Source organism: Crossiella sp. CA-258035 (assembly GCF_030064675.1).
Lineage (GTDB): Bacteria > Actinomycetota > Actinomycetes > Mycobacteriales > Pseudonocardiaceae > Crossiella.
In genome coordinates this window covers 6,430,456-6,442,742 of record NZ_CP116413.1, presented here as the reverse complement: position 1 = coordinate 6,442,742, position 12,287 = coordinate 6,430,456, and the positions used below count along the sequence as shown (strand labels likewise).

The window sequence follows — 12,287 nt, the reverse complement described above, 5'->3', positions numbered from 1 at the left end:
GTGTTCTATATTCTTTGGGGGCAATCTTCCATTGTGTGACCATGGTTCGCTGAGTCGGGTGGCGTGGTGTTGCGGAGGGTGAGAGCGGCCAGGGCTGCCAGCAGGGCGAATCCCAGTGCGCTGAGTCCCGCCATCGTGGTCACGGCGGTGGTGAAAGCCTCTTTGGCTGCGGAGAGTAAGGGGCCGGGCTCAGGAAGGCGGCCAGCGGCTGCCAGCGCGCTCGCGACGCCCTCGCGGGCGGTCTCGGCGGCCTGGGCCGGGAGCCCGGCAGGCAGGGTGAGGGCGTCGCGGTAGACCGCGGTCACCACACTGCCCACCAGCGCCACGCCCAGCGCGATCCCCAGCTCGCCGCTGGTCTCCGACAGCGCGGCCGCCGATCCGGCCCGCTCGGCTGGCGCCGCGCCGACGATCAGCTCGGTGCCCAGCGCGGCGGCCAGCCCGAGTCCGATCAGCGAGACCACCAGCCCCGGCAGCAGCACCGACAGCGAAGCCGACCCGTCCAGCCCGGTCAGCCACAGGTACGCCACCGCGCCCACACCCAGCCCACTGGCGATCACCAGTCCCGGCCGGACCCGCCGCGCGATCACCGGCGCGGCCATCGACCCGAGCACCATCGCCAGCGCGGGCAGCACCAGCCACAACCCGGCCTGCAGCGGCGTCAGCCCGACCACGGTCTGCAGGTACAGCGTGAAGAACAGGTAGCTGCCGCCCTGGATCACGCCGAACCCCAGCCACACCACCAGCGCCGAGGAGAACGTCCGGTTGGCGAACAACCGCAGGTCCAGCACCGGATCGGGCAGTCGCCGCTGCCGCCGCGCGAACGTCACCCCGAAGACGAGCCCGGCCACGATCGCCAGCGCAGGGACCAGTGCCGGACCGTTCTTGGCCAGCTCCTTGAGCCCGTACACCACCGGCAGGATCGCGGCCAGCGACAACCCCACGCTGACCAGGTCGATCCGCCCGGCATCCGGCTTGCGGTACTCCGGCAGCAGCAGCGGCCCGGTCACCAGCAGCACCAGCATCACCGGCACGCCCAGCAGGAACGCCGACCCCCACCAGAACCGCTCCAGCAGCACCCCGCCGATGATCGGCCCGAGCGCGGAGCCGCCCATGAAGCAGCTCATCCACACCGAGATCGCCACCCCGCGCTGCCGGGCGTCGGTGAACATGGTGGTCAGCAGCGCCAGCGTGGAGGGCATCAGGGTCGCCCCGGCGATGCCCAGCACGCCCCTGGTGATGATCAGCATCTCCGGGCTGGTGGACAGCGCCGCCAGCACCGAGGCCGCGCCGAAGGCGGCTCCGCCGATCAGCAGCAGCCTGCGCCGCCCGATCCGGTCGCCCAGGGTCCCCATGGTCACCAGGAACCCGGCGATCATGAACCCGTAGCTGTCCATGATCCACAGTTGCTGGGTGCCGTCCGCGCCGAGATCGCGGCTGAGCTGCGGCAACGCCAGGTAGAGCACGCTCATGTCCAGGGCGAGCAGCAGGGTGGGCAGGGCGAGCACAGCCAGCCCGAGCCATTCCCGGCGGCCGGCCCGGCTGGGCGAGGTGGTGGTCATCGTGAGGCCTTCCCGTGTGTGGGTCTCACCGGTTGTGACCCGCCCCGGACGGAAAACTCATCGGTGGCCGATGACTCCCGGCCGGTTTCCGGGTCTGTACTGACAGGCGCCGCGACCGTGGCGCGGACAGGAGGCCGGGCCGCGATGACCGGGACAGGTGGGGGAGCGCTGCTGGGCGGGGTCGAGCTGCTGACGCGCTCGGTCCGGTACGCCATGAGTGGCCTGGACCTGGTGACCCCGGCGTCGCTGAGCTGGCCGACCCCGTGCCGGGACTGGGACGTGCGGGCGCTGCTGCGGCACCTGGAGGACTCGATGGCCGCGCTGGCCGAGGCCGCCGACCTCGGTCAGGTCGCGCTGACCCCGGCTCGCCGCGAGGAACCCGCCGCCGACCTCATCGACAGCGTCCGGACGCACGCCACCCGGCTGGTGCGCAGCTGGCGGCGCGCGGACGGACCCGACCTGGTCGCGGTGGCAGGCTGCCCGATCACCGCGACGCTGGTGGCCACCACCGGCGCGGTGGAGGTCGCGGTGCACGGCTGGGACCTGGCCGTGGCCTGCGACGGCGACCTGCCGCTGCCAGAGTCCCTGGCCAGGGAGCTGCTGGAGCTGGCGCCGCTGTTCGTCAGCCAGGCCGACCGGCCGCACCGGTTCGGCCCGGTGGTCAGCGAGGGCCCGGACGCGGGCGCGGCGGAGTTCCTGCTCGCCTTCCTCGGCCGCGACCCGGCCTGGCGCGGCCGGTCCCGGTGGAGCGCCTAGGAGACCTTGGCCCGGTCGAACTCCGCGCGCGCGGTCAGCACCTCGGCCATGTGCTCGCGGGCCCATCGGTCCAGGTAGGCCACGGTGTCGGCGAGGCTGTGCCCGAGCGGGGTGAGCGCGTACTCCACCCTGGGCGGCACCTCGGCGTAGGCGGTGCGGGTGAGCATGCCGTCACGCACCAGGCTGCGCAGCGTCTGGGACAGCACCTTCTGCGAGATGCCGCTGACCACCTCGCCGATCTGGGTGAACCGCCTGGGCCCCGAGCACAGTGACAGCACGATCAGCACCGTCCACTGGTCGCCGATGCGGTCGAGCAGCTGCCGGGCCGGGCAGTCCCGGTCGGTCGGATCAAAATCCAGCACGTCGACTCCTTTGGTTCCCTTGAGATAGTAACTGACTTCAAAGTCATTACTAACTTTGGGGAAGTATTGGAATCGGCAGCCGGTTGGAGGGGGTGGAAGAGCACCCCACTGCCAAGGAGACAGCAATGACGATCGTGGTGACCGGCGCTACCGGACAGCTCGGCAGGCTCGTGGTCAAGCACCTGCTGACCAAGGTCCCGGCAGACCAGGTGGTCGGCAGCGTCCGCACCCCGGCCAAGGGCGCCGACCTGGGCATCCAGCTGCGCGAGGGCGACTTCGACCGGCCGGAGACCCTGGTCGCGGCCTTCGCCGGCGCGGACAAGCTGCTGATCATCTCCACCGACGGGGAGAGCGCGGCCGAGCGGGTCCGCCAGCACGCCAACGCGATCGAGGCCGCCAAGGCCGCCGGCGTGCAGCACATCCACTACACCTCGCTGACCTCGGCGGACACCGCCACCATCGTGCTGGCCCAGACCCACGGGCCCACCGAGGAGCTGATCAGGGCCAGCGGCATCCCGTACACGATCCTGCGCAACAACTGGTACTTCGAGAACGACCTGGGCACCATCGCGGGCGCGCTGGCCACCGGCGTGCTGGCCACCTCCAGCAAGGGCGGGCGGTTCGCCCCGGCCGCGCGCGAGGACTTCGCGCGGGCCGCGGCAGCGGTGCTGACCACTGACGGCCACCAGAACACGATCTACGAGCTGGGCGGCCCGGAGTCCTACAGCTACGCCGACCTCGCCAAGCTGATCGCGGAAGCCTCCGGCAAGGACATCGTCTACGCCGAGGTCACCCCGGCGGAGGCCAGGGCCGGGATGCTCGGCGCTGGACTGCCCGCGGGCCTGGTCGAGCTGATCGTGGACTTCTACCGCGCGCTTGGTCAGGGCGAGCTGGACGTGCCGCGCGGGGACCTGGAGAAGCTGATCGGGCAGCCCGCGGTGTCACTGCGCGAGTTCGTCGCGGACGCGGTGCGCGGCTAGCGGACCGGCTGGTCAGCGGCCCTGGACCCTGGTCGCGGTGTCGCCGAAGCAGAACGGGGCCGGTTCGCACTGGGCGATGAAATCGCCGGGGAAGCCCAGCTCGAACGGCGCGGCCGCGGTCAGCCGGTCCAGGGCGTCCTGGGGGAGCACCAGGTCCAGTGCGGCCAGGTTCTCGGTGAGCTGCTCGACCCGGCTCACCCCGACCAGTGGCAGCACCGCCTTCGACCGGCTGCGCAGCCAGGCCAGGGCCACCTGCGCCGGTCGCGCGCCCACCTCCTCGGCGACGGTGCGGACGGCCTCGGCGGCGGCGAGCTCGCGCGGGGTGAGCGTGGCCGGGTCGACCCGGGAGGAGCCCGCGGTGGCGGCGAGCTTGCCGGAGGCCAGCGGCGCCCAGGCGGTCACGCTCAGCCCGAGCGCCTCGGCCATCGGCAGCAACTCGCGCTCGATGTCGCGCTGCAGCAGGTTGTAGGGCACCTGCAGACCGGCGAAGGGCGTCCAGTCCCGCCACTGGGCCAGGGTGTTCGCCCTGGCCACCACCCAGGCCGGCGCGTCGGAGACGCCGACGTAGCGGATCTTGCCCGCGCGCACCTGGTCGTCGAGGGCGCGCATGGTCTCCTCGACCGGGGTGTGCCGGTCCCACAGGTGCACCCAGTACAGGTCGAGGTAGTCGGTGCGCAGCCGCCGCAGGCTCTGCTCCAGGGAGGCGACGAGGTTCTTGCGGTGGTTGCCGGAGGCGTTCGGGTCGGCGTGGTCGCGGGAGAGGGTGTACTTGGTGCCGAGCACGAACCGGTCGCGCCGGCGCAGGACCTCGCCGAGCAGGGACTCGCCGTCGCCGTAGGCCGAGGCGGTGTCCAGCACGTTGCCGCCCGCCTCGGCGTAGGCGTCGATGACGCGGCGCGCCACCTCGGGGTCGTCGAAGACCATGGTGCCCAGCAGGAGCTCGGAGACGCGCAGGCCGGTGTGGCCGAAAAGTCGGTACCGCATGCCCTGAATCCTGCTGTCCGGGGCCTGTGGATGGGAGACCCTGCCAGGGCCCCTCTCCGCGTAGGGTCGATGCCCATGGACAACGTGCTGGGCGGGTTCCTGCGGGCCCGCCGGGAGTCGGTCACCCCGGCCGAGGCCGGGTTGCCGGCCGGCCCGCGCCGCCGCACGCCCGGACTGCGCCGCGGCGAGCTGGCCGAGCTGGCCGGGATCAGCGTGGAGTACCTGACCCGCCTGGAACGCGGCCGGGACCGGCACCCCTCCGGCCAGGTCCTCGGCGCCCTGGCCGACGCGCTGCGCTTCACCCCGGACGAGCGGGTGCACCTGTACCGGCTGATCAAGGCTGGCACCGGCAACACCTGCGCGCTGGCCGCCGAGCCGCTGGAGTTACGGCCCGCGGTGCGGGCCCTGCTCGACCGCCTCGACCCCGCGCCCGCGCTCATCCTCACCCCGTACGGCGAGGTGCTCGCGGCCACCAAGGGGTTCCGGCGGCTGGCGGACCCGACCGGCCTGCTGGACGAGGACCCGCCCAACCTCACCTGGTTCGTCTTCACCGACCCGCGCGCCCGCGAGCTGTTCCCGGACTGGGAGCAGGTGGCCGACGAGCACGCCGCACAACTGCGCACCGCGGCCGACCTCGGCGACTACGGGGCGGCGCTGCTCGCCGAGGAACTGGCCATCATGCTCGGCGCCGGGTTCAGCCGCAGGTTCGCCGCCGCGGCGGTGCTGCCCGCGGCCACCGGGGTCGAGCGGTGGGCGCATCCGGCGGCGGGCCCGCTGACCATGCCGTACGAGAGCCTGCCGCTGCCGGGGACACAAGAGTGCCGCCTGCTGGTCTACCTCACCGAGGAGGCGCCGGTGTGACCGCCGATCCGCTCGCCCGGCTGGAAGTCAGCCGCGCCAACGAGAAACCCGCTCCGCTGTGGCGAGATCCGTTGCCGGACAACGCGCGATCGCCCTGACCGTCTGCACGATGACCTGCGACCGCAGCCGGGGAGTCGTGCGGGTGGACTGCGACCGCCTCCCGGAACGCCGTCGGGTCCTTTGTGGACAGTGTGGGCGGTCGGCGGAACCATGGCGCGTGGACGTAGAACGCCTTGCGCGGCAAGGTCGAACCTGCCGCCCTCGGGTCGCCAAGGGGTCACCTCTCGCTCAGTCATGCCTCCAGTTCGGTTTCCCATGGCCTGTTCCTGGCTCGCGGCACCCCAGTTGCGTTCGAATCGAACATATGTTCGACTCACCCACATGCGATGGGAAGCGCAACGGGTCGACGCGGAGCAGCCTGCGCTGCTGTCCCTGTCCGGGTTCATCCGCTCGGTGCGCACCCCCGAGTTCGCCGGGGTCACCTTCCACGAGGTCCGCGCCAAGTCGGTGCTCAACCGGGTGCCGGCCGCCTCGTCGATGCCCTTCGCCTGGACGGTCAACCCGTACCGGGGCTGCGCGCACGCCTGCACCTACTGCTTCGCCCGCAACTCGCACACCTACCTCGACCTGGACGCCGGCCGCGACTTCGACAGCCAGGTGATCGTCAAGGTCAACGCGGCCGAGGTGCTGGCCAAGCAGGTTCGCGGGCCGCGGTGGCGGCGGGAGCACGTGGCGATGGGCACCAACACCGATCCGTACCAGCGGGCCGAGGGCCGCTACGAGCTGATGCCGGGCATCATCCGGGCGCTGGCCGACTCCGGCACGCCGCTGTCCATCCTGACCAAGGGCACCGTGCTCGCCCGCGACATCCCGCTGCTCACCGCGGCCGCCAAACAGGTCCCGGTGGGGCTCGGCGTGTCCCTGGCCCTGCTGGACCGCGACCTGCAACGCAGCCTGGAACCCGGCACGCCCAGCCCGCAGGCCCGCCTCGACCTGGTGCGCAGGCTCGCTGACGCGGGGCTGTCCTGCGGGGTGTTCATCGCCCCGGTACTGCCCTGGCTCACCGACGCCACCGAGCACCTGGACGAACTGCTGCGCCAGATCGCCGCCGCGGGCGCCAGCGGGGTCACGGTGCTCGCGCTGCACCTGCGACCCGGCACCCGCGAGTGGTTCATGCGGTGGCTGGCCAGCGAACACCCCGGCCGGGTCGCGGGTTACCGGCGGATCTACGGTCGCGGCAGCTACGCCGACAAGCGCTACCGGACCTGGCTCGCCGAACGCGTCGGCCCACTGCTGCGCCGCCACGGCCTGGACGGTTCCCGGGGCCGCGCGGTCGCCGGGGTGCCGGGCGACGAGGAAGCGGTGTGGCCGGAAGGCAGTCTGCCCGAGGGTGCGCCCGCCGCCGCCCCGGTCAACCAGGAACAGCTCACCCTGTTGTAGCCCAAGGGTTTGTGGCTCAGGGGGTCATGACCAGGCAGCTGCTGGTGGCGGTCGCGACCAGCTTGCCAGCCGCGTCGGTGACACTCGCCTCCGCGAACGCGATCCGCCGCCCCGGCTTGGTCACCCAGCCCCGCGCCACCAGCTCACCGCTGTCGGCGTGCACGGGCCGCAGGTAGCTGACCTTGATCTCCACCGAGGTGTAGCCCACCCCGGCGGGCAGCGTGCTGTGCACCGCGCACCCGGCCGCGGAGTCCAGCAGGGTGCAGACCAGTCCGCCGTGCACCAGCCCGATCGGGTTGTAGGCGGACTCGTCCGGCGTGCAGGCGAAAGTCACCTCGCCCTCGCGCACCGACACCGCCCGGAACCCCATCAGCCCGGAGATCGGCGGCGGTGCCAGCTCACCGTTGACCATCCCGGTCAGGTACTCCAGCCCTGACAGGCCCGCACCCACCTTGGCCAGGGCAAACGGGTCGTACCAGGTGACCGTCTTGGTCCGGGGCTCGCCCCAGGACGCGGGCGCCAGTTCGCTCATGGGCCAGACCGTAACATCAGAGTTCGCAATCCGAACACAGCTCGTGCGAGAATCCCCGCCGTGACCGTCCCCACTCCCGACGCCACCCCAGCTTCCGGTCCCGCTCGCGCCCCCGGTTCCGGCTCGGTCCCTGGCGGTGGCTTGATCCCCGGTGCTGGCTCGGTCTCCGGTGCAGGCGTTGTCCCGCGGACCTGCTCGGTCGCGATGTCCTTGGAGGTCCTGGGCGAACGCTGGTCGCTCCTGGTCCTGCGCGAGGTCTTCCTGGGCAACCGGCGCTTCGAGACCATCCGGCAGCACACCGGCGCGCCGCGAGCGATCCTCACCGCCCGCCTGAACACCCTGGTGCACAACGGAATCCTGTCCCGCCACGAGTACCGCGACCCGGGCGCGCGGGCCCGTCACGAGTACCGCCTGACATCCGCGGGTCGCGAGCTCCAGCCCGTCCTGACCGCGCTGATGCAGTGGGGCGACAAGCACCTGGTCGCCCCGGCTTCGCCGCCGCTGCGGCTCCGGCACCGCGACTGCGGGGGCACGGTGCGCGCCGTGCTGACCTGCGAGCACGGCCATCAACTCCCCGACACCGGCTCGGGTCTGGAGCCCGTGCCCGGAGTCGTGTCCGAGGCCTTGCCCAGGGCCGGGGCCGGAGGCACGGAAGGCCGGGGGCGGGGCCAGGGCTGAGGCGGCTGGGGCCGGGCCGGGTGGGATCGGGCCGGGTGGGGCCGTGGGTCACCGTGTCCCGCCGCCGCCCACTGCTTCTCTCTGCGGTAACGAGTCGATCAGAGTGCAAGGTTCCGGGTTCAGGTCGCTCGAACTGGTGAACCTGGAGGTGGGTTTGGGGTCAGCTTGGGGGGCGGTTGAGCTGCCAGACCACGTCTACGCCGATCTTGCCGGGGCTCAGGGGTTCGCGGGGTGGCTCGTGGCGGGCCACTTCGGTGAAGCCGAGGCGTTTGGGGACGGCGGCGCTGCGGGTGTTGGCCAGGTCGTGCCAGATTTGGACGAAAGTGATGTCCGGCAACGTGAACGCGGTGCGGGTGAGGGCGGCGGCGGTTTCGGTGGCGTAGCCGTTGCCGGTGTGGGCCGGGTGTAGCCAGTAGCCGATCTCCAGGCCGCCGGGGCCGATTCGGCGTTCCAGGCCGGTGGCGCCGATGAGGTTGCCGGACAGGGTGACTCCGTAGCTGTACGCGGTGCCGGTCCGCCATCCCTCTTGCACGAAGGTGAGCCAGGTGGCCGCGGTCTCCCGGGTGTATTCCGTTCCCGCCCAAGGCATCCACGGGTGCAGGTGGGGGAGCGCGTCGGCGGCCACGGTCTGCACTTCGTCCACATCGGACAGGTGGAGGCGGCGCAGCACCAGGCGGTCCGTGGTGATCTGCTCGGGTGGGGCGGTCATGGGGGGCATCCTGCCAACTCCGGGGCGGGTGTGCGCGGGAGTTTCACCAGTGGCGGCCGGTGGGCAGCTGGTCCAGCTCGGGGCGGGACAGGTGCAGCACCTGGAAGTGGACACCTGCCTCGGCCGGGGGCTCGGCGCACCACAGGGTGTAGCGGAGCAGCTCCCAGGTTCGGGGGTCGATGGCCAGGGCGGTGCAGTGCACGCCGGGGGTGGCGGCGTGAGCGGTCAGGTCGGCGATGGCGGCCTGGACCGCGGTGCCGGGTTCGGCGGTGCGGAGGGTGGTGAGCTCGGTGGTGGCGGAGATCGGCGAGTCGGCGTGGGCGGGGCCGTGTTCGAAGGCCAGGCCCAGCCAGTGCTGGACGACGGGGCGGCCGAAGTCGTCGCAGATGCCCTGGAAACCCTTGCCCCACAAGAAGTCGTTCATCCCGGCCGGGGTTCGCCACAGGTAGAACGGCGCGTACTGGTTGACCGGGGAGCCGGCCACGCCGCGTTCCCGGATCAGGTAGGACTTCAGGCCCAGGCCCGGGAACTCGTCCAGCGCGTGTCCCCGGGTGGCCACCCGCTCGCGGATGACGTCCATGTCGTAGTCGGCGGGCAGGGTGATCGCGTAGCGCATCGCGTGCATGGGTCCGTACTGTACATACTACTAGGTACAGAGGGGGAGGGTCAGCGCAGTTCCGGCCAGAGCTCGAGCCAGGGGAGGAGCTGTTCGCGCAGGTCGGGGGAGGTGAGGTGGCGGCGCTGGCGGGTGGCGGCGGCGATCAGGTCTCTGGTCAGCAGCTGGGCGGGCAGGTCGGGGCCTCGGACGCCGGGGGCGGCCCAGCGGGTGTGGGCGGGGGAGAGGGGGGCGGCGGACAGGGCGAGGCGGACGATGTCGTCGGCGGTGGGCAGGGCGGTGGCAGGGGCGAAGGCGGGCCGGGAGTTGTCAGCCGGGGGTGGGGTGTTGCCGGGCGGGAGCGGGGCGCTGGTCGCGGTGGGCGGAGCGCTGTTGGTGGCGCTCGGGGTGGCGTTGGCGGGTGGGGACATCGTGTCGCGCAGGTCCTCCAGCCAGTCCAGGGCCACGGCGAGGACCGGGGCGGGGCGGCTCAGGGACTCGTGCAGGAACCACAGGAGCACGGGGGACTGATCTGGCTCGAACGGCTTGTCCAGGTAGGCCAGGTGGGTGAACACGCCGTGCCACCAGGCGCTCTGGTCCGGGCCGGTGGGTTCGTGCTCGGTCAGCCAGGCCGCGCGCTCGGGCGGGGACAGGGCCGGGACCGGGGTGAGGGTCTGGCCGAGGGCCTCCCAGCGGGGGCGGTCCAGGTGGGGCGGGGCGGTGGGGGAGCCGATGCGGTAGAGGTCGCCGAAGGCCAGGGCGGGGTGGTCGGGGTCCGGGTCGGGGTGGTGGTTGACCACGAGGACCGTGGCGCCGGAGCTGGGCTGGCGGTACTCGCGGTAGTCCTCGTCGTAGTAGGGTACCTCGACCAGGGGGATGTCGCGTTCGGTCAGTGCGGCGTGGAGGTCGGCGAAGCTGGTGCGGGGGCGGAACTCGCCGTAGCGGGCGACCAGCATCTCGTTCGGGGTGCACCACTCGTGCGGGAGCCGGTGCAGCTGTAGCGAGAAGTGGTGGCCGCGCCAGTGGTGGGCCAGGGAGCGGCGCTGCCAGAAGATCTCGGCCAGGCCGTAGTCGCGGAACCAGTTGTGCGCGTCCACGTTCAGGCCGTCGCGGCCTTCGCCGCCGAGCAGGGCGTCGACCTGGGCTGGGCCCCAGTGCCGGTCGATGCCCAGCAGCGTGCCGGTGGCCAGGGCTTCGACGTAACAGTCCAGATCAGTCACTGCGCATTTCTAACAAGCCCGCCGCGCGGCCGAACTCCGGCCACACCCGCAGCCACTCGCCCAGCTCCGCGATGACCGCGGTTTCGCGCAGGAACGGGCGCAGCCGGGCCGCGGTCTCCACCAGTTGCCGGGACCGCAGCAGGGGGCGGACCTCCGCACCAGGCAGGCCGGGCATGCCCCAGCGCTGGTCGGCCTCGCCCCGGTGCAGCGGCAGGCCGGTGAGCAGGGTGGTGGTCAGCTCGTCGGGGTTCGGCAGCAGTGCGGGCAGCTCCTCGGCGGTGTAGAGCTCGAGGCGGGCGGCGGTCTCGGCGACGCGGCGGGCGAGGTCAGCCGCGTCCAGGGCGTCGCGGCGCAGGGCCGCTTCGGCGAACCACAGGTAGAGCGGCACCCAGACGGCTTCGGCGCTTTCCCGCCAGCCGAGCTTGATCGCGAACACGGTCAGCCGGTCGCGCCACCAGTCGGCGTCGGTCGCGTGCTTGTCCAGCCAGCGTTCGCGGGCGGCGGGGGTGGCCTCGGCGAGCTGGTGGAGGGACTGGCGGATCGCGTCGAAGCGGGGGCGGGGCAGGTTGTGCAGCAGGCCGGGGGCGGAGATGCCGTTGATCGAGCCGATCTCCTCCGACGGGGAGGTGAGGAACTCCTCCTGGGCGACGATCTCGACCACCACGGCCTGGCTGTCCGGCTGCCAGTAGGAGCGGTGCGCCGGGAGCTCCTGGGGCAGCTCGATGAGGGGGATGTCCCGGCGGTCGAGCTCGGCGCGGAGTTCGGCGAAGGACGGGTTCGGCTCGAACGCGCCGTAGTTCTCACTCAGCAGGGCGGGCGGGTCGGCCCAGCCGATGGTCAGCCGGTGCACCTGGGCGCTCAGGTGCACGCCGTGCCACGGTGCGCGCTGGGACTCCCGTTCCCAGTAGTACTCCACCAGGCCGTAGTCCAGGTTGAGCGCCTCGGTGGAGACCGCTTCGACGTACTCGCGGTTGTCCGCGTCGAACAGCTCGTCCAGCTCGGCCGGGGTCCAGTGCCGGTCGGCGCCGAGCACCGCGCCGGTGGCGACCAGGTCGGCGTAGAAGTCGATATCGCTCATGCCGCGGTCGGGGGCCGGAAGTCGACGGCGGCGATCCGCTCGTCCTTGTAGTCGTCCAGGTCCTCGGCCAGCCAGTGCTCCCCCGGCCGGACCTGGTGGAAGCGGAAAGTTCCCGAGGAGCGGCTGACCGACACGATCGAGCGAACCGGCACCGGCTCGGGCAGCTTCCCGGCCAGTTCGCACACCGCGAAACCGAGCAGGATGCCCTGGCGCAGCATCAGTCGCTGGTCGCCCTCGTCCACGTCCAGCTCGCTGCCGTCGTCCGGGACCCCGGTGGAGACCGGCAGGTGGTAGCTCAGGTGCAGCTTGTTGGCCAGGCACTCCCGGCCGGTGAGGTCAGGGCCGGCCGGGATGCCGGAGCCGGCCAGCGCGGCGAAGACCAGCCCGCCGGAGAGGCGGGCCAGGCCGGGTTCGATGACCGCCGTGTGCAGCGAGGCGTGCAGCGGCTCCGTCGGCAGCGCGGTGGTGCGCAGGCCGGGACCGCGCAGCGCGGCCACCGCGTTCTGGTTGAGCGCAACGGTGATCACCCGTGC

14 protein-coding genes are annotated in these 12,287 nt (G+C 72.2%); 5 read left to right on the top strand and 9 right to left on the bottom strand.

The annotated features are described in order from the left end of the window. Positions 1-5 precede the first annotated feature (5 nt). The gene (locus N8J89_RS28910) at positions 6-1,559 is read right to left on the bottom strand and encodes an MFS transporter (protein WP_283660153.1); all 1,554 of its coding nucleotides are present in this window, start codon (positions 1,557-1,559) and stop codon (positions 6-8) included. A 144-nt stretch (positions 1,560-1,703) separates the two neighbouring features. On the opposite strand from N8J89_RS28910, the gene N8J89_RS28905 reads away from it, so the two are divergent. Further along, on the top strand, positions 1,704-2,315 hold the full coding sequence (locus N8J89_RS28905; RefSeq protein WP_283660152.1) for a TIGR03086 family metal-binding protein: 612 nt from the start codon (positions 1,704-1,706) through the stop codon (positions 2,313-2,315). Here the strand turns inward: N8J89_RS28905 and N8J89_RS28900 are convergent. Next, entirely contained in the window at positions 2,312-2,674 is a 363-nt protein-coding gene (locus N8J89_RS28900; RefSeq protein ID WP_283666274.1) for a winged helix-turn-helix transcriptional regulator, read from the bottom strand. The genes N8J89_RS28905 and N8J89_RS28900 overlap by 4 nt on opposite strands. A gap of 128 nt (positions 2,675-2,802) precedes the next feature. Here N8J89_RS28900 and N8J89_RS28895 point away from each other — a divergent pair, with 128 nt between their 5' ends. Then, positions 2,803-3,657 (top strand): SDR family oxidoreductase, encoded by an 855-nt coding sequence (locus N8J89_RS28895; RefSeq protein WP_283660151.1) that lies wholly within the window; start codon positions 2,803-2,805, stop codon positions 3,655-3,657. A gap of 12 nt (positions 3,658-3,669) precedes the next feature. Here the strand turns inward: N8J89_RS28895 and N8J89_RS28890 are convergent, their stop codons facing one another. Continuing rightward, on the bottom strand, positions 3,670-4,641 hold the full coding sequence (locus N8J89_RS28890; protein WP_283660150.1) for an aldo/keto reductase: 972 nt from the start codon (positions 4,639-4,641) through the stop codon (positions 3,670-3,672). 75 nt (positions 4,642-4,716) lie between these two features. Here N8J89_RS28890 and N8J89_RS28885 point away from each other — a divergent pair, with 75 nt between their 5' ends. Then, positions 4,717-5,502: a helix-turn-helix domain-containing protein gene (locus tag N8J89_RS28885; protein WP_283660149.1), complete on the top strand. Its 786-nt coding sequence runs from the start codon at positions 4,717-4,719 to the stop codon at positions 5,500-5,502. A gap of 381 nt (positions 5,503-5,883) precedes the next feature. Continuing rightward, a complete protein-coding gene (locus tag N8J89_RS28880; RefSeq protein ID WP_283660148.1) occupies positions 5,884-6,942 on the top strand; it encodes an Rv2578c family radical SAM protein in 1,059 nt (352 codons plus the stop codon). Between the two features lie 16 nt (positions 6,943-6,958). Here the strand turns inward: N8J89_RS28880 and N8J89_RS28875 are convergent, their stop codons facing one another. Next, positions 6,959-7,474 (bottom strand): PaaI family thioesterase, encoded by a 516-nt coding sequence (locus N8J89_RS28875; protein WP_283660147.1) that lies wholly within the window; start codon positions 7,472-7,474, stop codon positions 6,959-6,961. Positions 7,475-7,678: 204 nt separating this feature from the next. Here N8J89_RS28875 and N8J89_RS28870 point away from each other — a divergent pair, with 204 nt between their 5' ends. Then, the gene (locus N8J89_RS28870; protein ID WP_283660146.1) at positions 7,679-8,152 is read left to right on the top strand and encodes a winged helix-turn-helix transcriptional regulator; all 474 of its coding nucleotides are present in this window, start codon (positions 7,679-7,681) and stop codon (positions 8,150-8,152) included. A 160-nt stretch (positions 8,153-8,312) separates the two neighbouring features. Here the strand turns inward: N8J89_RS28870 and N8J89_RS28865 are convergent, their stop codons facing one another. The 5 genes from N8J89_RS28865 to N8J89_RS28845 are packed head-to-tail and all read right to left on the bottom strand — an operon-like array spanning position 8,313 to position 12,281. Continuing rightward, positions 8,313-8,861: a GNAT family N-acetyltransferase gene (locus N8J89_RS28865; RefSeq protein ID WP_283660145.1), complete on the bottom strand. Its 549-nt coding sequence runs from the start codon at positions 8,859-8,861 to the stop codon at positions 8,313-8,315. Between the two features lie 43 nt (positions 8,862-8,904). Then, positions 8,905-9,486 carry a DUF4865 family protein gene (locus N8J89_RS28860; RefSeq protein ID WP_283660144.1) on the bottom strand — a complete coding sequence of 194 codons (582 nt, stop codon included), beginning with the start codon at positions 9,484-9,486 and terminating at the stop codon, positions 8,905-8,907. A gap of 41 nt (positions 9,487-9,527) precedes the next feature. Further along, a complete protein-coding gene (locus tag N8J89_RS28855) occupies positions 9,528-10,676 on the bottom strand; it encodes a hypothetical protein (RefSeq protein ID WP_283660143.1) in 1,149 nt (382 codons plus the stop codon). After that, positions 10,669-11,754 carry a hypothetical protein gene (locus N8J89_RS28850; protein ID WP_283660142.1) on the bottom strand — a complete coding sequence of 362 codons (1,086 nt, stop codon included), beginning with the start codon at positions 11,752-11,754 and terminating at the stop codon, positions 10,669-10,671. Before N8J89_RS28850 ends, N8J89_RS28855 begins: the two co-directional genes overlap by 8 nt. Beyond that, complete coding sequence (locus tag N8J89_RS28845; protein ID WP_283660141.1) at positions 11,751-12,281, bottom strand: PM0498 family protein; 531 nt, start codon at positions 12,279-12,281, stop codon at positions 11,751-11,753. Before N8J89_RS28845 ends, N8J89_RS28850 begins: the two co-directional genes overlap by 4 nt. Positions 12,282-12,287: the final 6 nt, after the last annotated feature.